General features: G+C 62.5%; 18 protein-coding genes and 1 tRNA gene. 14 read left to right on the forward strand and 5 right to left on the reverse strand.

Annotation, left to right across the window (positions count from 1 at the left end; translation table 11 throughout):
- Window positions 1–49: 49 nt before the first annotated feature.
- Window positions 50–125: transfer RNA gene (locus KW825_RS18035), tRNA-Thr, on the forward strand.
- A gap of 49 nt (window positions 126–174) precedes the next feature.
- Here the strand turns inward: KW825_RS18035 and KW825_RS18040 are convergent.
- Entirely contained in the window at window positions 175–426 is a 252-nt protein-coding gene (locus KW825_RS18040) for a hypothetical protein (RefSeq protein WP_218329968.1), read from the reverse strand.
- A gap of 93 nt (window positions 427–519) precedes the next feature.
- Here KW825_RS18040 and KW825_RS18045 point away from each other — a divergent pair, with 93 nt between their 5' ends.
- The 13 genes from KW825_RS18045 (at window position 520) to KW825_RS18105 (ending at window position 14739) form a co-directional block, all read left to right on the forward strand.
- Window positions 520–1785, forward strand: a complete 1266-nt coding sequence (locus KW825_RS18045) for a cytosine deaminase (protein ID WP_218329969.1) — start codon at window positions 520–522, stop codon at window positions 1783–1785.
- Window positions 1786–1867: 82 nt separating this feature from the next.
- A complete protein-coding gene (gene crcB, locus KW825_RS18050; RefSeq protein WP_218329970.1) occupies window positions 1868–2245 on the forward strand; it encodes a fluoride efflux transporter CrcB in 378 nt (125 codons plus the stop codon).
- A gap of 65 nt (window positions 2246–2310) precedes the next feature.
- Window positions 2311–3063, forward strand: a complete 753-nt coding sequence (ubiE, locus tag KW825_RS18055; RefSeq protein WP_042651804.1) for a bifunctional demethylmenaquinone methyltransferase/2-methoxy-6-polyprenyl-1,4-benzoquinol methylase UbiE — start codon at window positions 2311–2313, stop codon at window positions 3061–3063.
- An 8-nt stretch (window positions 3064–3071) separates the two neighbouring features.
- On the forward strand, window positions 3072–3680 hold the full coding sequence (locus KW825_RS18060) for an SCP2 domain-containing protein (RefSeq protein ID WP_218329971.1): 609 nt from the start codon (window positions 3072–3074) through the stop codon (window positions 3678–3680).
- Window positions 3680–5320, forward strand: a complete 1641-nt coding sequence (gene ubiB, locus KW825_RS18065) for a ubiquinone biosynthesis regulatory protein kinase UbiB (protein WP_218329972.1) — start codon at window positions 3680–3682, stop codon at window positions 5318–5320. The genes KW825_RS18060 and ubiB overlap by 1 nt, the downstream gene beginning before the upstream one ends.
- Before the next feature lie 186 nt (window positions 5321–5506).
- Window positions 5507–5758: a Sec-independent protein translocase subunit TatA gene (gene tatA / locus KW825_RS18070; RefSeq protein WP_218292692.1), complete on the forward strand. Its 252-nt coding sequence runs from the start codon at window positions 5507–5509 to the stop codon at window positions 5756–5758.
- A gap of 3 nt (window positions 5759–5761) precedes the next feature.
- A complete protein-coding gene (gene tatB / locus KW825_RS18075; RefSeq protein WP_218329973.1) occupies window positions 5762–6220 on the forward strand; it encodes a Sec-independent protein translocase protein TatB in 459 nt (152 codons plus the stop codon).
- A complete protein-coding gene (gene tatC / locus KW825_RS18080) occupies window positions 6217–6972 on the forward strand; it encodes a twin-arginine translocase subunit TatC (protein WP_042651799.1) in 756 nt (251 codons plus the stop codon). Before tatB ends, tatC begins: the two co-directional genes overlap by 4 nt.
- A gap of 111 nt (window positions 6973–7083) precedes the next feature.
- A complete protein-coding gene (locus KW825_RS18085; RefSeq protein ID WP_218329974.1) occupies window positions 7084–7869 on the forward strand; it encodes a TatD family hydrolase in 786 nt (261 codons plus the stop codon).
- A 3-nt stretch (window positions 7870–7872) separates the two neighbouring features.
- Complete coding sequence (gene hemB, locus KW825_RS18090) at window positions 7873–8892, forward strand: porphobilinogen synthase (RefSeq protein WP_218329975.1); 1020 nt, start codon at window positions 7873–7875, stop codon at window positions 8890–8892.
- 221 nt (window positions 8893–9113) lie between these two features.
- Window positions 9114–11156 carry an oligopeptidase A gene (gene prlC, locus KW825_RS18095; RefSeq protein ID WP_218329976.1) on the forward strand — a complete coding sequence of 681 codons (2043 nt, stop codon included), beginning with the start codon at window positions 9114–9116 and terminating at the stop codon, window positions 11154–11156.
- Between the two features lie 205 nt (window positions 11157–11361).
- Window positions 11362–13926 carry a bifunctional diguanylate cyclase/phosphodiesterase gene (locus KW825_RS18100; protein ID WP_218329977.1) on the forward strand — a complete coding sequence of 855 codons (2565 nt, stop codon included), beginning with the start codon at window positions 11362–11364 and terminating at the stop codon, window positions 13924–13926.
- Window positions 13927–13977: 51 nt separating this feature from the next.
- Complete coding sequence (locus KW825_RS18105) at window positions 13978–14739, forward strand: class I SAM-dependent methyltransferase (protein ID WP_256353974.1); 762 nt, start codon at window positions 13978–13980, stop codon at window positions 14737–14739.
- Window positions 14740–14815: 76 nt separating this feature from the next.
- Here the strand turns inward: KW825_RS18105 and KW825_RS18110 are convergent, their stop codons facing one another.
- From KW825_RS18110 to rhlB, 4 genes are all read right to left on the reverse strand, one after another.
- Entirely contained in the window at window positions 14816–15061 is a 246-nt protein-coding gene (locus KW825_RS18110) for a Rho-binding antiterminator (protein WP_218329978.1), read from the reverse strand.
- A gap of 37 nt (window positions 15062–15098) precedes the next feature.
- Window positions 15099–16088, reverse strand: a complete 990-nt coding sequence (locus KW825_RS18115; RefSeq protein ID WP_218329979.1) for a DUF4382 domain-containing protein — start codon at window positions 16086–16088, stop codon at window positions 15099–15101.
- Between the two features lie 209 nt (window positions 16089–16297).
- Window positions 16298–17788, reverse strand: a complete 1491-nt coding sequence (gppA, locus tag KW825_RS18120; protein WP_042651792.1) for a guanosine-5'-triphosphate,3'-diphosphate diphosphatase — start codon at window positions 17786–17788, stop codon at window positions 16298–16300.
- Window positions 17789–17802: 14 nt separating this feature from the next.
- Window positions 17803–19092, reverse strand: a complete 1290-nt coding sequence (gene rhlB / locus KW825_RS18125; protein ID WP_033132514.1) for an ATP-dependent RNA helicase RhlB — start codon at window positions 19090–19092, stop codon at window positions 17803–17805.
- Between the last annotated feature and the right edge of the window lie 95 nt (window positions 19093–19187).

The raw sequence follows: 19187 nt of genomic DNA on the forward strand, positions 1-19187 counted from the left end.
GACAACAGATTTAGATAACGCACACAGTGTGTTCTTTACCGGTTAGTGTGCTGATATGGCTCAGTTGGTAGAGCGCATCCTTGGTAAGGATGAGGTCCCCAGTTCGACTCTGGGTATCAGCACCAGTAAATATTAAAGCCTCCCAATCGGGAGGCTTTTTTGTATTCGCGTTTTTCAGTTCATCGATATCTGCCTGGCATCGAGATAGAAGCGGGCCTGCCCCGACCTTTCTATCTGGATAGCAGCCAGCAGCTTTTCCCCTCGTTTGTACTCCCAACTCCTCTCTATCGAGGTCAGAGGGGGTTTGCGGATACCCAGCGTCTGCAAATACTCGTGAAACAGGCTGGCGCTTCCTATCTCGGTCAATCCTGCTTTCATCCCCATTACTCCCTTATTGTGGTTGTTTATCAATGGTAGCGTTTTCATATGTATTCAACGTGAACGCTTTTCTATTAAATTGAAGCAAGCTAAGTTACGGGTTGAAAAAGGCCGCAGATGCCTAAAATAGGGAAGAAAAACATGCTGATAAAGAAGGTGCGTCTGGCAGGCAGAGACGGGTTGTGGCAGATCCTCTGCCAGAATGGCCAGATCCGGGCCATCGAACCCATGACGGCGTCACTCTCCTCCGAGTCGGTGCTGGATGGCGAGGAGGGCCTAGCCATCGCGCCCTTTATCGAGCCCCATATTCACCTCGATACCACCCAGACGGCGGGTGAGCCGAGCTGGAACCTGTCCGGCACCCTGTTCGAGGGGATAGAGCGCTGGGCCGAGCGCAAGGCGCTGCTGACCCACGAGGATGTGAAACGGCGCGCCATCCAGACGCTGAAATGGCAGATCGCCAACGGAATCCAGTTCGTCCGTACCCACGTGGATGTGTCCGACCCCAACCTGATCGCCCTGAAGGCCATGCTGGAGGTGCGCGAGGAGATGAAGCCCTGGGTCGAGCTGCAGATAGTCGCTTTCCCGCAGGAGGGGATCCTCTCCTATCCCAACGGCAAGGCGCTGCTGGAAGAGGCGCTCAGGCTGGGAGCCGATGTGATTGGGGCCATCCCTCACTTCGAGTTCACCCGGGAGTACGGGGTCGAGAGCCTGCATCACATTTTCGAGCTGGCCGACAAGTACCAGGTGCTGGTCGATGTGCATTGCGACGAGATAGACGATGAGCAGTCCCGCTTCATCGAGACCCTTGTCACCCTGGCCTATGAGCGCGGCATGGGCGCCAGGGTCACCGCCAGTCACACCACAGCCATGCACTCCTACAACGGGGCCTACGCCTCCCGCCTGTTCCGCTTGCTGCGGATGGCCGACATCAACTTCGTCGCCAACCCGCTGGTGAACATCCACCTGCAGGGGCGGTTCGATACCTACCCCAAACGCCGCGGTGTCACCCGGGTGAAGGAGATGCTGGAGGCGGGCATCAACGTCTGCTTCGGCCACGACGATGTGTTCGATCCCTGGTATCCCATGGGGACCGGCAACATGCTGCAGGTGCTGCACATGGGGCTGCATGTTTGCCAGCTAATGGGATACGAGCAGATCAATGACAGCCTGAAGCTGATCGGTGAGCACAGCGCTCGTACCCTCAACGTGCAGGCGCGCTACGGGCTTGAGGTAGGCAAACCCGCCAACCTGCTGATCCTGCCGGCGGAGAACGGCTTCGATGCGGTGCGCCGTCAGGTGCCGGTGCGCTACTCCATCCGCCATGGCCGCGTCATCGCCGAGACCCGGCCGGCCAGCACCTCGCTGCACCTGCAGACAGAGGAAGTGGTCGATTTTCGCCGCTAGCCACCCCGGGCTTGATCTCGCCACTATCACCAAGCGAGCGCCTTTTGCATAATGCCAGCCTGACACGACGGAGTCCGTTCCTATGCAAACCTGGTTATTTGTTGCCGTCGGTGGCGCCATCGGTGCCTGCCTGCGGTTCGGCATGACCGAGCTGCTCGCGCTGCTGCTCGGTCGCCACTTTCCCTATGGCACCCTGGCGGTCAACGTGATCGGCTCCTTCATCATGGGTATCGCCTTTGCGCTGATCAGTCAGGGCCATGTGCTGGAGCATCCGATGAAGCCGCTGCTGATGGTGGGGATCCTGGGGGCGCTGACCACCTTCTCCTCCTTCGCCCTCGATACAGTGGTGCTGGCCCAGCAGGGCGCCTACCTGAAGGCGCTGCTCAACATCGGCCTCAATCTCTTCCTCTGTCTGGCCATGCTCATGCTGGGGATGCAGTTGGTCGCCAGCCGGGTTTAAGGTGTCAGCAGCTCACCGGCTCTGGTAAACTGGCGGCCATTCTTTGCTCTATGGGTGTTTGAGGGATGTCGGAACAGACTACTACTACGCATTTTGGCTATAAAACCGTGGCGGCGACCGAGAAAGAAACTCTGGTGGCTGGCGTCTTCCATTCGGTGGCGGCCAAGTATGATCTGATGAACGATCTGATGTCGTTCGGCATTCACCGCCTGTGGAAGCGCTTCACCATCGATTGCTCCGGCGTGCGCAAGGGCCAGAAGGTACTGGATCTGGCCGGTGGCACCGGCGATCTGACCGCCAAGTTCTCCCGCATCGTCGGCGAGACCGGTCAGGTGGTGCTGGCGGACATCAACGACTCCATGCTCAAGGTGGGCCGCGACAAGCTGCGCAACCTGGGGGTGGCGAACAACGTCTCCTACGTACAGGCCAACGCCGAGGCGCTGCCCTTCCCGGACAACCACTTCGATGTCATCACCATCGGCTTCGGCCTGCGCAACGTCACCGACAAGGACAAGGCGCTCGCCTCCATGTTCCGGGTGCTCAAGCCGGGTGGCCGCCTGCTGGTGCTGGAGTTCTCCAAGCCGGAGAGCGAGGTGATCGCCAAGCTGTATGACCTCTATTCCTTCAAGCTGCTGCCGAAGATGGGCGAGCTAGTGGCACACGACGGCGAGAGCTACAAGTATCTGGCGGAGTCCATCCGCATGCACCCGGATCAGCAGACCCTGAAGGGGATGATGGAAAACGCCGGCTTCGATCAGGTGGATTTCTACAACCTGACCCAGGGTGTCGTCGCCCTGCACCGCGGTTACAAGTTCTAAGGTTGCCTATGCCGATGGATGCCATGGTCACTGGGGTGATCGAAACCAGCCTCAATCAGTTGCTGAGCCTCGACAAGCAGAGCCCGGAGCGGCTGCGCAAGCTGGCGGGCAAGGTGCTCAAGCTGGAACTGCGCGAGTTGAAACCGCTCTGGTTCGTGTTCTCCGACCGGCGGCTGGATGTGCTGGCCGGTTACGAGGGGGAGGCCGATGCCGTGCTGAGCCTGTCGCTGACCGCCCTCGGTCTGCTGAAAGACCCGTCCGCCCTGACCCGCTATATCCGCGAGGAGCGACTCGATCTGAGTGGCGATCCACAGCTGGTACAGGCATTCAGCGCCCTGTTGGGGGAGCTCGACATCGACTGGGAAGAGGAACTCTCCCGCTACACCGGTGACGTGCTGGCCCATACCCTGTGCAGTGGGGCCCGTCAGGCGCGCCGCGTGCTGGGTCGTGAGCTGTGCCGCTCCCAGCGCCAGCTGGCCGAGTACCTGACCGAGGAGGCCAGGCTCGCCCCGGGTCCGCTGGAGGTCGCGAGTTTCAACGACGATGTCGAACTGCTGGCCCAGCACCTGAAAGCGGTCGAGTTGCGACTGGCTCGCCTCGAGCAGCGGGTGAGCTGATGACCCCGAAGGAGTTCAAGCGTCTCTACCGCATCGTCAGCATTCTGCTGGAGCAGGGCATCGACGAGCTGGTGCCCGCCCGTTATCAACCCTGGCCCGGACGCCTGCTGCGTCGCAGCCTGTTCTGGCTGAAGAACAAGCAGCCGGATCTGAGCCGTGGCGCCCGCATTCGCCTCGCCTTCGAGGCGCTCGGTCCCATCTTCATCAAGTTTGGCCAGATGCTGTCGACCCGGCGCGATCTGCTGCCGCCGGACATCGCCGAAGAGCTGGCCCTGCTGCAGGACAGGGTTCCCCCCTTCTGTGGTCAGGAGGCCAGGCGTCAGATAGAGGCGAGCCTGGGCTGCACCATCGAGACCCTGTTCGACGATTTCGATGAGACGCCGCTGGCCTCGGCCTCCATCGCCCAGGTGCACACCGGCCGGCTGAAGGAGAATGGCCGCGAGATCGTCATCAAGGTGATCCGGCCCGACATCGAGCCCGTCATTGAGGCGGATCTGCGCCTGATGCAGGCGCTGGCCCGTCTGGCGGCCCGTTTCGCGCCCCAGAGTGCGCGACTGCGCCCCATCGAGGTGGTGGAGGAGTATCGCAAGACCATACTCGACGAGCTGAACCTGATGCGCGAAGCCGCCAATGCCATCCAGCTGCGCCGCAACTTCACCGGCTCCGATGCCCTCTATGTGCCCGAGGTGTTCACCGAGCACTGTCGCGAGCAGGTGCTGGTGATGGAGCGCATCTATGGCATTCCGGTCTCCGACATCGAAACCCTCGAAGCGAATGGCACCAATATGAAGCTGCTGGCCGAGCGCGGGGTGGAGGTGTTCTTCACCCAGGTGTTCCGCGACAGCTTCTTCCACGCCGACATGCATCCCGGCAACATCTTCGTCTCCTACGAGCACCCCGACAATCCACTCTGGATCGGCATCGACTGCGGCATAGTCGGCACCCTCAACCGGGAAGACAAGCGCTACCTGGCGGAGAACTTCCTCGCCTTCTTCAATCGGGATTACCGCAAGGTGGCCGAGCTGCACGTGGAGTCGGGCTGGGTGCCTGCCGACACCAAGGTGGACGAGTTCGAGTTTGCCATCCGCACCGTGCTGGAGCCCATCTTCGAGAAGCCGCTGTCCGAGATCTCGTTCGGCCACGTGCTGCTCAACCTGTTCAACACCGCCCGCCGCTTCAATATGCAGGTGCAGCCGCAGCTGGTGCTGCTGCAGAAGACCCTGCTCTATGTAGAAGGGCTGGGACGCCAGCTCTATCCGCAGCTGGATCTGTGGCAGACCGCCAAGCCTTATCTGGAAAGCTGGATGCGCGAGCAGGTGGGACCCAAGGCGGTGCTGAATGCGATCAGGGAGAAGGCGCCGTTCTGGGCGGAGAAGCTGCCGGAGCTGCCGGAGCTGGTCTACGAGACCCTGCGCCAGGCCCGTCATCAGCAACACCATTTCGAGCAGATGTTTGCGGATTTCCGCCGTCACAGCCACCGTCAGGGTCAGGCACGCTACCTCTTAGGGGTTGGAGCCAGCCTACTGTTAGTGGGTGTATTCTTGCTGACCCAGAAACAACATATTGAGTGGGGACAAATAACCCTCGCCGGTGCCGGTGTATGCTGGTTGCTTGGCTGGCTGAAAACCCGTTCCCACTAAACAAAACACGGCGCTTCCCGGTGCCAACCACGGAGAACTTGCCGGGCTGGTATCGGCATCCTTTCCGTCAATAACATACTTGCGCACCTCGGGCGCCAATCTTGGAGAAAGTGCTGGGCTGGTATCAGCATCGTTCCCGTTAATGACAAACTCGCGCACCTTGGGTGCCAATCTTGGAGAAATATCATGGGTGGTATCAGTATTTGGCAGTTGTTGATCATCGCAGTCATCGTCGTGCTGCTGTTCGGTACCAAGAAGCTGCGCGGGATCGGTGGCGATCTGGGGGCGGCGGTGAAGGGCTTCAAGAAGGCGCTGTCCGATGAGCCGGGCACCGAACAGAAACCCGAGCAGAAGGATGCCGAGTTCCCGACGAAGCAGCTGAACGAGGCGGCCAACAGTGCCGACACCACCAAGCAGAAAGACAAAGATCAGGCCTAAGCCATGTTCGACATCGGTTTTTGGGAGCTGGTCGTCATCGGTGTGGTGGCCCTGGTGGTGCTGGGGCCTGAGCGCCTGCCGGTCGCCATCCGTACGGCATCCCACTGGATCAAGCTCATTCGCAGCACCGCCAACTCGGTGAAGTCCGAGCTGGAGCAGGAGCTCAAGTTGCAAGAGCTGCACAACGATCTGAAGAAGGCCGAGCAGTTGCAGATGAGCAACCTCAGCCCCGAGCTGCAGGAGTCCATCGAGCAGTTGAAGGCGGCCGCCCAGTCGGTGAATCGCCCCTATTCAGCGCAGAACGGGCAGCAGAACGAGATCCGTCCGCCGCAGGCGACCCCGACGCCAGCTCCCGAACCGGTAGCGCAGGCCATCGCCGTCCCTGAACCGGGTGCGGTGGAGACTGAGGTAGCCGCCGTCACCCAGGATGCCGCCAGAGAGAAAGGGGAGGTGAGGTCATGAGTCAGACCGAACAACCCCTGATCAGCCATCTGGTGGAGCTGAGGACGCGCCTGTTGCGGTCGTTCTCGGCCATCTTGCTGGCGTTCGTCGCGCTCATCTATTTCTCCAACGACATCTACGACTTCGTGGCCAGGCCGCTGCTCAGCCAGCTGCCGGCAGGCACCAGCATGATAGCGACGGATGTGGCGACCCCCTTCATCACGCCGATCAAGCTGACCCTGGTGGTCTCCTTCTTCGTGGCTATCCCCTATCTGCTCTATCAGGCCTGGTCCTTCATCGCCCCCGGTCTGTACCAGCACGAGCGACGGCTGATCATGCCGCTGGTCGCCTCCAGCGCCGTGTTGTTCTATGGCGGCATGGCGTTTGCGTACTACGTGGTGTTCCCGCTGGTGTTCGGTTTCTTCACCAGCACGGCGCCCGCCGGGGTGACGGTGGCGACCGACATCGCCAGCTACCTGGACTTCGTGCTCACCCTGTTCTTCGCGTTCGGGGTGGCGTTCGAGATCCCGGTGGCCACCATACTGCTGTGCTGGACCGGTGTGACCAACCCCAAGAGCCTGCGGGAGAAACGCCCCTACGTCATCGTCGGGGTGTTCGTGGTGGGCATGTTGCTGACCCCGCCGGATGTCTTCTCCCAGACCCTGCTCGCGATCCCCATGTGGGCGCTGTGGGAGATAGGCTTGTTCTTCGCCCGTTTCTACACCAGGAAAGAGGACGAAGAGTCGCAGGAACAGACGGATGAGGGGAGCTGAGGCTCCCTTCCTCTTTTCAGGCTCCGCCCGGAGGCGTATGGTAAGGCCCCAATCGGTAGATGGTTTTCAAATACCTGATATGCCTTCCTTTCATTGGAAATTCATTAGCTCATGATCGACATTGGTCTCAACCTCACCAGCGCCCAGTTTGCCGGCGAACAGGCCGAACTGGTGGCCCGCGCCCGCGCCGCCGGGGTCGAGGCGCTGATCCTGACCGGCACCGATCTGGCGGGCAGCCGGGAGAGTGCCGAGTTGGCCGCCCGCTGGCCCGGCTACTGCTTCTCCACCGCCGGGGTTCATCCCCACGATGCCAAGAGTGTCGATGAGCATACCCTGCCGGTCCTGCGCGAACTGGCGGCACTGCCCCAGGTGGTCGCCATCGGCGAGTGTGGCCTCGACTACAATCGCGACTTCTCCCCCCGTCCGGTGCAGGATGCGGTGTTCGACGCCCAGCTCGCGCTGGCCGCCGAGCTGGGGATGCCGGTGTTTCTGCACTGCCGTGATGCCCATGCCCGCTTCGTCGAGATCCTGCGCCCCTGGTTGCCCAGGCTGCCGGGGGCCGTGCTGCACTGCTTCACCGGCTCCGACGAGGAGCTGGACGAGTGCCTGGCGCTGGGGCTGCACATAGGGGTGACCGGCTGGCTGTGCGACGAGCGCCGTGGTCAGCTGCTGCGCGAGCAGGTGGCACGCATCCCGGCCGGCCGGCTGATGATCGAGACCGATGCCCCCTATCTGGTGCCGCGGGATCTGACACCCAGACCTAAACGCAACGAACCCGCCTATCTGCCGCACATCGCCAAGGTGGTGGCGGCCTGCCGTGGCGAGGCGCCCGAGGCCTTGCTGGCCCATACCCGGGCCACCTCCGCCGCGTTCTTCCAACTTCCTCTTCAGGAGTGATTCATGGCTACAACTCTTCCTGGCGCCTTTCCGGGTCGCCGTCTGCGCCGGGTGCGCAAACATGATTTCAGCCGTCGTCTGGTGCGTGAGAACGTCCTGACGGCCAACGATCTCATCTATCCCGTGTTCGTGCTGGAGGGGGAGAACCGCCGTGAGGCCGTCACCTCCATGCCCGGGGTGGATCGCCTCTCCATCGATCTGCTGCTGATTGAGGCCGAAGAGCTGGTCGCCCTCGGCGTCCCGGCGGTCGCCCTGTTCCCGGTGACCCCGCTGGAGAGCAAGAGCCTGCTGGCGGAAGAGGCCTACAACCCGGACGGCCTGGCCCAGCGTGCGACCCGCGCCCTCAAGGCCCGCTTCCCGGAGCTCGGGGTCATCACTGACGTGGCGCTGGATCCCTTCACCACCCACGGTCAGGACGGCATCATCGATGACGAAGGCTATGTGCTGAACGACATCACCACCGAGATCCTGGTGAAGCAGGCGCTCTCCCATGCCGCTGCCGGGGTCGACATAGTGGCGCCGTCCGACATGATGGATGGCCGCATCGGCGCCATCCGTGCCGCACTGGAGGAGCACGGCTTCATCAATACCCAGATCATGGCCTACTCCGCCAAGTACGCCTCCTGCTACTACGGCCCGTTCCGCGACGCGGTCGGCTCCGCCGGCAACCTCGGCAAGAGCAACAAGGCCACCTACCAGATGGATCCGGCCAACGGCAATGAGGCGCTGCACGAGGTGGCGCTGGATATCCAGGAAGGGGCCGACAGCGTCATGGTCAAGCCGGGCATGCCTTATCTGGACGTGATCCGTCAGGTCAAGGATCAGTTCGGGGTGCCGACCTTCGCCTATCAGGTGAGTGGCGAGTACGCCATGCACATGGCGGCGATCCAGAACGGCTGGCTGAAGGAGAAGGAGTGCATCCTGGAGTCCCTGGTCTGCTTCAAGCGGGCCGGTGCCGACGGCATCCTCACCTACTTCGCCAAGCGGGCCGCCCAGTGGCTGCAGGAAGATGCCCGCCGCTGATCGCGCGGCGTTCTTTCGCTTACGATGCCGGTCCCTGGACCGGCATCGTCGTCTCTGGTGTGCGGATTGCCGGTTTAATAGGCAAGTTTTCGCGAAAACTGGGCAACGGGCCTCGCTCTCGCTGGCAAAGGCTTGATTAATGGGTTTTCTGCCTACATCTTAGATGGTCCAAGCAAGCTTCTGGACGGCAGGGGCTGTAGCGCATTTAGAGGTACCCCAGTATGAACAACCCTTTGCTGACAATGGACTCGCTGCCCCCCTTCAGCCAGATCCAGCCCGATCAGGTACAGCCTGCCGTGACGCAGGCCATCGCCGACTGCAAACAGAAGATCGAGGACGTGCTGGCCCAGCGGGATCCCCATACCTGGGACAGCCTGATAGCGCCGCTGGAAGAGGTCAATGACCGCCTGGCGCGCATCTGGTCACCGGTCAGTCATCTCAATTCCGTGCTCAACAGCGAGGCGCTGCGCGAGGCCCATGACGCCTGCCTGCCGCTGCTGTCCGAGTTCCAGACCTATGTCGGCCAGCACGAGGGCCTCTACCAGGCCTATCGCGAGCTGGCCGAGAGCGACGACTTCCCGCTGCTTAGCGGCGCCCAGCGCAAGGAGATCCAGAATACCCTGCGCGACTTTCGCCTGTCCGGCATAGGCTTGTCCGCCGAGGCGCAGCAGCGCTACGGCGAGATCCAGGCCCGTCTCTCCGAGCTGGCCTCCCGCTTCAGCAACAACGTGCTGGATGCGACCCAGGGCTGGAGCAAGCTGGTGAGCGACGAGGCCGAATTGGCCGGTCTGCCACAGAGCGCACAGGCCGCCGCCCGTCAGCTGGCGGAGCACAAGGGCCAGCAGGGCTGGCTGTTCACCCTGGACATTCCCTCCTATCTGCCGGTGATGATGTATGCCGACAACCGCGCGCTGCGCGCCGAGCTGTATGAGGCCTTCACCACCCGCGCCTCCGAGCAGGGCCCGAATGCCGGCAAGTGGGACAACTCCGCCATCATGACCGAGCTGCTCTCCCTGCGCCGGGAGCTGGCCCAGCTGCTCGGCTTCGGCAACTATGCCGAGCTCTCCCTGGCCACCAAGATGGCGGACAAGCCCGAGCAGGTGGTGGGCTTCCTCACCGATCTCGCGGCCAAATCCCTGCCGCAGGGCAAGGCCGAGCTGGAGGAGATCCGCACCTTCGCCGCCGAGCAGCACGGTCAGCACGAGCTGGCCGCCTGGGATATCCCTTACTACGCCGAGAAGCTCAAGCAGCACAAGTTCTCCATCTCCGACGAGCAACTGCGGCCCTACTTCCCCGCCAACCGGGTGGTGAAGGGGCTGTTCGAGGTGGTGCGCCGGGTGTTCGGCATCAAGGTGCGCGAGCGCCTCGGCATCGATACCTGGCATCCGGACGTGCGCTTCTACGACATCTTCGACGCCGAGGATGAGCTGCGCGGCAGCTTCTACCTCGATCTCTACGCCCGCGAACACAAGCAGGGCGGGGCCTGGATGGATGTTTGCCTGGGTCGCCGCTACCGTCAGGATGGATCCTTGCAAAAGCCGGTGGCTTATCTGACCTGCAACTTCAATGGCCCTGTGGATGGCAAACCGGCGCTGTTCACCCACAACGAGGTGGTGACCCTGTTCCACGAGTTCGGCCACGGTATCCACCACATGCTGACCCAGGTCGACGTGGCCGGGGTGGCCGGCATCAACGGCGTGGCCTGGGATGCGGTCGAGCTGCCGAGCCAGTTCCTGGAGAACTGGTGCTGGGAGTCCGAGGCGCTGGCCTTCATCTCCGGTCATCATGAAACAGGGGAGCCGCTGCCGGCGGATCTGCTGGAGAAGATGCTGACCGCCCGCAACTTCCAGGCGGCCATGCAGATGCTGCGCCAGCTGGAGTTCGCCCTGTTCGACTTCCGCCTGCACCAGGAGTTTGACCCGGCCGATCCGGCGCTGATCCCGGCCCTGCTGGCCGAGGTGCGCAGCCAGGTGGCGGTGCTGACGCCGCCGGCGTTCAACCGCTTCCAGCACAGCTTCTCCCACATCTTCGCGGGGGGCTATGCGGCGGGCTACTACAGCTACAAGTGGGCCGAGGTGCTGTCGGCGGATGCCTTCTCCCGCTTCGAGGAGGAGGGGATCTTCAACCCCGCCACCGGCCAGTCCTTCCTGAAGAACATCCTGGAGAAGGGCGGTTCGAAAGAACCCATGGAGCTGTTCCGTGCCTTCCGGGGCCGCGAGCCCAAAGTGGATGCCCTGCTGCGCCATAGCGGGATAGCCACATAAGGTTTGGTGCCCTGCGCAGCCGTGAGCTTCAAGCAGGTACAGTCCCGCGGCAGAGTGGGATCGCCGCGTGATTTTTGAGATAAAAAGGGACCAGCAGGTCCCTTTTTTCAAGGCTTTTTAATATCTTGCGGATAGCATGTTTGCACTGTCCCCGCCTCTTCAGTAGAGTCGGGTTCTACCTTCCAGGGAGAGAAAGAACCTTGCCATGAGGCGAGCACTCGAGTCTGTCTATCAAATCATCTCAAGCCTGTCTCATCTGAGTGGCAAAGGATTTTTCGAGACCTTTGTGAGTGAAATCGCCGCAGCGGTTGAGGCGGATCTCGTCCTCGTTTCAGGTAGGGATCATTCGGGCCTGTTTTTTACCATACATGCCGCTCATCCCTCCTCCCTCGACATAGGCTCCTACAGCTTTCCCCTCGCCGGCACCCCGGGCGAGATCGTCATGCAGCAGGGGGAAGCCTGGTTCAACGATCGTATCCGTCAGCTATTCCCTCATGCCGCCGTGCTGGAGCGCTGGCAGATCAAGGGCTATGCCGGTATAGCGCTGAAGAATGCCCAGGGCGAGACCATGGGGCTGTGCAGCGTCATGTTCAAGCGGGCCATGCCCAGCATGGACAAGCTCATGCGTCTGCTGCGCCTGCTGGCCCCCCTCGCCGGTCGCGAGCTGGCGCTGATGTACCAGCAGCCCTCCCTGCCGGTGCAGACCCAACCTGAGTATCACCATTTCCTGGACAGCATGATGTCCCATGCCCCGGTCGGCATCGGCAAGCTGGATCTGGAGGGCCGTATCCTCTGGGTCAACCCGGCCATCGAGAAGATGCTGGGCTACAGTCAGCAGGAGCTGCAGCTGCGCACCGCCGCCGAGATCAACCACCCGGAAGACTGGCTGCTCAGCATCCCTTACTACGAGGAGCTGAGACGGGGGGAGCGTCCCGCCTTCACCCAGGAGAAACGCTACCTGCACCGGGACGGTATGGTGATCTGGGGCCGGGTGACGGTGACCCTGATCCGCAACAAGCAGCTGCACCCCGACTATCTGATGCTGGTGCTGGAGAATATCGATCCCATCAAGCGCCACGCCGAGCAGCTCAAGCTCTCCCACCGGGTCTATGACAACCTGTCCGAGGCCATACTGGTGTGCGATGCCGACAGCCGCATCATCTCGGTCAACCCCGCATTCGAGAAGATCACCGGCTACAGCGAGGAGGAGGCCTGCGGCCAGCGTCCCAGCCTGCTCAAGTCCGGGCTGCACGATCAGACCTTCTATGCCGACATGTATCACGCCCTCGAGCGGGTGGGGATCTGGCGCGGCGAGGTATGGAACAAGCGCAAGAACGGCAAGCTCTACCCCCAGCAGCTGATGATCAGCGCCTTGCGGGAGGGGGGGCGGATCAGCCAGTACATCGCCATCTTCAGCGATCTCTCCCAGACCAAACTGGCTGAGCAGAAGATCGCCGCCCAGGCGAACTATGACAACCTCACCGGCCTGCCCAACCGCTGGCTGTTCGGCCGCTGCCTCGGCCGCTTCTGCGAGCGGGGCGAGCGCTTCGCGCTCATGGTGCTGGATCTCAACAACTTCAAGGCGGTCAACAACAGCATGGATCACCACGTCGGTGATGCCCTGTTGCGGGAGGTGTCGGATCGGCTGGTGAGCCGGGTCCGCACCGAGGATCTGGTGGCCCGCATCGGCGGCGACGAGTTTGCCTTCCTGGTGCCGGGCATCGTCAACCGCCGCCAGGCCGAGGTGTTTGCCAAGCAGGTGATCGGCGGCTTTGCCCGCCCCTTCATGCTGGCCAACCAGCACCTCTATGTGACGGCGACCCTGGGGATCACCCTCTGCCCCAATGACGGGGCCGACAGTGACGAGCTGCTGCGCAATGCCGAGCAGGCGCTGTTCGTCGCCAAGCGGCAGGGGCGGCAACTCGGCACCTACAGCGCCTCCATGCGGGAAGAGGTAAGCCAGCGCCACCAGATGCAGCAGGATCTGGCGGAGGCCATCAAGCTGGCGCAGCTGACCATGGCCTACCAGCCGATCTGGGACAACCGCAGCGGCCGGGTCGCCAAGCTGGAGGCGCTGGTGCGCTGGTACCATCCCCACTGGGGCCAGGTCTCGCCGGCGGACTTCATCCCGCTGGCGGAGGAGGCGGGGCTCATCCAGGGGCTGGGGGCGCTGGTGCTGTGGCAGTCGTGCCGGGATCTGGCCCGCTTGCAGCAGTCCGGTTTCCCTGAGTTGCAGATGTCCATCAACCGCTCGACCCTGGAGTTCCAGACCATAGATCCGGAGGCGAACGAGTGGCTCAGGGTGATCCGTCACTTCGGCCTGGATCCGGCGGACATCATCATAGAGATCACCGAGTCCCTGTTGATGGAGAGCAGCGATCAGCACAGGGTGCGGATCGACGCCTTGCGCGAGGCGGGCTGCAAGCTGGCCATCGATGACTTCGGCACCGGCTACTCGGCGCTCAATTACCTGCGCACCTTCCCGGTGGACTTGGTCAAGATCGATCGCTCCTTCGTGCGCCACATCCCCTTCAACGAGCAGGACCGGCTGCTGCTGGACGGCATCATCAACATAGTGCACAACCTCGGCATGCAGGTGGTGATCGAGGGGGTGGAGACCCGCGAGCAGCTCAACTTCCTCTGCCAGAAGGGCTGTGCCTTCACCCAGGGCTATCTGCTCAGCCGCCCGCTGCCCTATGACGATCTGGTGGAATACCTGAGCCTCAATCGCCAGGGGATGAACCTGACCAATCTGACCACGGTGAGCTGATCCCCTGCTTCTGCTATCATGCTCGGCTCCACGCCGTCATGAGTCTTCGTTATGCCCCATATCCAGGTTTTCAGTGAAGTGCCCGCCCGCGAAGGGGAGCTCGATGCCCTGCGGCTGCGGTTGGCCGAGGTGGAGTTCCCCGCCCCCTTCGCCCTGGTGCTGACCGAGGCCAGGCTGGAGCTGCGCAAGCTGGACGAACCCAAGCTCGGCGCCGTCTACGTGGACTTCGTGGAGGGGGCCGTGGCTCACAGGCGCAAGTTCGGCGGCGGCCGGGGCCAGTCCATCGCCAAGGCGGTGGGGCTGAAGGCGGGGGCCATGCCGAGCGTGGTGGATGCGACGGCCGGGCTGGGGCGCGACGCCTTCGTGCTGGCCTCCCTCGGTTGCAGGGTGACGCTGATCGAGCGCAGCCCGGTGGTGGCGGCCCTGCTGCAGGACGGGCTGGTGCGGGCGGCGCAGGATCCCGAGATCGGTGGCTGGGTGCGGGAGCGGATGCAGCTGTTGCAGGGGCCGGCGGTGGACAACCTGCTGGCGCTGACCGAGCGGCCCGATGTCATCTACCTGGATCCCATGTTCCCCCACAAGCAGAAGTCGGCGCTGGTGAAGAAGGAGATGCGGGTGTTCCAGTCGCTGGTGGGGCCGGATCTGGATGCAGACGCCCTGCTGCCGGCGGCGCTGCAGATGGCCGACAAGCGGGTGGTGGTGAAGCGGCCCGACTACGCGGGCTGGCTCAACGAGCAGAGACCCAGCATGGCCATCGAGACCAAGAGCAACCGCTTCGATGTCTACGTGATGGCGGCGCTGGCGGCGGGCTAGGCGCTGAGCCCGGAGCAGAATCGCATGAAAAAAGAGGGCCAACATAGTTGGCCCTCTTTTTTTTTGCGACTGGCGTTCAGTCGGCGGTAGCGAAGCGGATCCGCTTCTCTTCCCCCTGCCAGTTCAGGCTCAGGGTGGCCAGACTGAGCCGCTCGCCACTGTGCAGCACCAGGTATTCGACCCCATCCCGAGCCGTGATGGTGTGGATCTTGTCCGCCCACTGCCGCCCGTCCCGGGTGCCGAGACCGACGGCCAGTTGCCAGCGGGCGGCGATCTCGAGCCAGTCATAGAGGTCACAGCTGATGGGTTGGTAATCCTTCATCCGTTGCCTCGACAACGGGGCCCTTGGGCCCCGCTCATCAGAAGTTGAGTTCCGTGGTCGGTGCGGCCACGACCTGGTCCTTCTTCACCATGCCCAGAGTCAGCACATCGCCGGCCAGCTCGGGGTCATCCGCATCGCCGTTGCAGACCAGCACGACGTCATAATGGCCGAGGTTCACGAAGCCCAGCTCATAGCCGTAGCCTCCTCCGGTCTGGGGCAGAACGGGGGCGCTGGCATAGAAGCCGTTATCGAGGTCGGACATGTCCGGATAGTCATCATCCAGCCGCAACCCGTCATAGAAGTAGACGAAGGCCTTGTCGGTCAGCACGCCACCGCAGAGCCCGCTGGCCACTGTGCCCTTGACGGTGGCCACCTCGGTATTGTTCACCAGGCGCACGCCTCTGGGCTTGAGCTTGTAGTGCTCTTCATGACCTGGCAACACCATGGAGTGGCGCAGATCGAACTCGGTGGTAAAGGCGCTGGTGCCGTTGGCGGCAATGGTGAAGGCGTCCAGCTTGAGCTCGTTACTGGGCACTTCCAGCGGCTTGATCACCCCGTCATCCTGTAACACATAGGAGTAGGGGGTGCCGTCGGAAAACTGGTTTTCTGATTTGGTCCCATCCAGGATCTCCAGCCGCATCTGGCTGTATTCACCGGCGACCACGTCCTGGCTGTCCAGCAGAGGCCGACTTTTCGACCCCTGGTACGCCAGCAGATCGATGTAGGTGAACTGCGGGTGACCGTTGTCGTCGGGAGGGATGGACAGTCCATCTGGAGTGCAGCCATCGTCCAGATCCGACGTCAGGAAGCTGGCGGTACTCCAGCCCAGCTCGTTGCCGGTGACGGGATTGATGCTGATATTGGCGACGGCGATACAGACCTTCTGGACGGAATCGACCGGCGCATCGGAGAAGGCCAGGGACATCTTGGCGTTCGATGCGGGGGGCGGGTTCGAGTTGGAGTCACTGTCATTGCCGCCACAAGCGGTCAGCAGTGCGGTCAGGCCTATCAAGATTAAGGGTTTCATGGCTTCCATTCCTGTTGGAGAGACCTTTCTACTCTAGCCGAGATGGTGAAATGGGGTAGCCGGTGAGCGCGGCGTGATGAGGGGGGCTTTGGCTAAAAAGCCAATAAAATCAATGGCGAGCCTTGAATGGCACCGAGTGTTGCTGCGAAAGAGATTGTCGGAACCGACGGCGTTGCGGTGAAAAGGGGGCTGATTGGGTGCGAACCCAATCAGGCTTCCAGCAGGCGGGTGGGCCAGCCCATCTTCTGCTGGCGCTCCACTTCGAGGCGCAGTTCGCTGGCCCGCAGATAGTGTTCGTCCAGCCAGCCCTTGGGCAGGGTCAGGGTCAGCGCTTCTTCATCGGCCTGCAGCAGGAAGCTGGGCACTGTGCCCTGGGTGCGACGCATGCAGAGAATGAGCGAGATGCGAAGGATGCGGGCCAGCCGGATCGCCTGGCGGCCGGTGACGGCGCCCTGCTTCTCCAGGGTGTCCAGCTTGAATTCGTCCCGCTGGTTGAACAGCAGGGCAGACAACAGCTTCTTCTGGGCCGGCGTGAAGCCCGGCATGTCGATGTTGTCGATGATGTAGGCGGCGTGTTGCGGCGCCTTCTTGTACTCGATGCAGAGGCCGATCTCGTGCAGCAGGGCCGCATAGCGCAGGATCGGGCGCCCGTAACGTTTGGAGAGTCGCCAGGCCGGTTGCAGCTGGTTGAACGCCTCGATGGCGGTGTCGCGCACCCGCTCGGCGTGCTCCTTGTCCAGCTGATAGCGGCTGATCAGGCTGTCGGCGGTGCGATCCCGGGCATCACAGTCGTGGTTGTTGCCGAGCAGGCCGTAGATCAGGCCCTCCCGCAGCGCCCCGCCCGCGAGCGTCATGCTCTCTATGCCCAGAGTCTCGAAGATGGCGATCAGGATGGCGAGGCCGGAGGGGAACACGGTCAGCCGCTCGGCCGCCAGCCCTTCCAGCTGCAGCCGATCCAGCCTGCCACAGGCGATGGCCTGACCCATCAGCTCCTGCAATTTCGGCAGGGTGACCCGCTCGCTCTTGCCCTGCGCCAGCATGATCTCCTGCAGCGCCTGTACGGTGCCGGAGGCACCGACACAGGTACGCCAGCCCAGGGCGCGGTAATCCTCCGCGACCGGTGCCATCACCGCCTTGGCGGCGGCGATGGCCTGGTTGAAGCGGGTCTCGCTCAGCTCGCCGTCACCGAAGTGATTGTTGAGCCAGGTGACGCAGCCCATGTGCAGGCTATTGAGCAGCTTCGCCTCGCTGTGCTCGCCGATCACCAGCTCGGTGCTGGCACCGCCGATGTCGATCACCAGCCGGTTGCCTTCCCCGGCGGAGGTCCAGGAGACCCCCTCGTAGATGGTCTTGGCCTCTTCCTCGCCCGAGATGATCTCGATGCTGTGGTTGAGCACCCGTTCGGCTTCGCTCAGGAACTCGTCGACGTTGGTGGCCAGGCGCAGCGTCGCCGTGCCCACTACCCGGATGTTGTCGGACGGGATGTCCTGCAACTGCTCGGAGAACAGGCGCAGGCAGTCCCAGCCCCGCTCCATGGCGGCACGGCTGAGACGAAATTCCGGGTCGAGACCAGCGGCGAGGCGCACCTTGCGCTTGACCTTGGTGACGGTGCGCAGGGCACCGGCGACCTCGCGCACCACCAGCATGTGAAAGCTGTTGGAGCCGAGGTCGATGGCGGCATAGAGCGGCGAGTTGTGCAACTGGGCCCGGTCCCTTAGTTCTTGCGGGGCGGGCGACGGCGGTTGTTGCTGTTGCCACCGCCCTGGCGATCCCGCATGTTGCGGTTCACCGGCTGGCGGTTGCGGAACACCCGTTTCGGGGCGGTCACGTCATCCAGCAGCGACTCGCGATCATACTTGCTGACCGGGATCGGGTGGTGGATGTACTCCTCGATGGCCGGCAGGTTGAAGGCATAGTCTTCACAGGCCAGGCTGATGGAGTGACCGCTCTTGCCGGCACGACCGGTACGACCGATACGGTGTACATAGTCTTCGGCATCGTCGGGCAGATCGTAGTTGAAGACGTGGGTCACGTCCGGGATGTGCAGACCACGGGCGGCCACGTCGGTGGCGACCAGGACGTCCAGCGTTCCCTTGGTGAACTCTTCCAGGATCTTCATCCGCTTCTTCTGCGGCACGTCACCGGTCAGCAGGCCGACCCGGTGGCCGTCGTTCTCCAGCCACGCATGCACGTCTTCACAGACATGCTTGGTGTTGGCGAAGACGATGGCTTTCTCCGGCCACTCCTCTTCCATCAGGGAGAGCAGCAGCAGCATCTTGTCTTCGTTGGAGGGGTAGAACAGCTCCTCCTTGATGCGCACGCCTGTCATCTGTTCCGGTTCGATTTGCACGTGTTCCGGGTGGTTCATGTGCTCGTAGGCCAGCTCCTGCACGCGCAGGGAGAGGGTGGCGGAGAACAGCATGCTCAGGCGCTCGGTGGCCGGCGGCATGCGACGGAACAAGAAGCGGATGTCCTTGATGAAGCCGAGATCGAACATGCGATCCGCTTCGTCCAGCACCACGACCTGGATGCTGCCCAGATCGATGACCTTGGACTTGAAGTAGTCGATGATGCGACCCGTGGTGCCGATCAGGATGTCGACACCCTGTTCCAGCACGGCCAGCTGCTTGTCGTAGCCCTCGCCGCCATAGGCGAGACCGAGCTTCAGACCGGTGGAGGCGGACATGCCTTCGGCGTCGTTGTAAATCTGGACGGCCAGCTCACGGGTCGGCGCCAGTATGATGGCGCGCGGCTGATTGATCAGGCGCGGCTGGGTCAACGGGTGGGTCAGCAAATAGTTGAAGGTCGCTGCCAGGAAGGCAAGGGTCTTGCCGGTTCCCGTCTGGGCCTGACCGGCGAGGTCATGGCCTTCTACCAGCAGTGGCAGAGACAGTGCCTGGATGGGCGTGCAATAGTGAAATCCCTTTGATTCCAGACCAGCCAGAACTTCGGGTTCGAGGCCCATTTGGGCGAATTTTTCGGTCGTAAGGTGTGTTTTGCTCATGGCGGTAGGTTATCAGGTTAGGCTTGCAATAATAAACAGGATCATTTCAAATAGGGCAACTATTGCCTTTGTTGATCCATCAATAAAGCCTTAAT

Source organism: Aeromonas sp. sif2433 (assembly GCF_019218705.1).
GTDB classification, from domain to species: Bacteria; Pseudomonadota; Gammaproteobacteria; order Enterobacterales; family Aeromonadaceae; genus Aeromonas; species Aeromonas encheleia.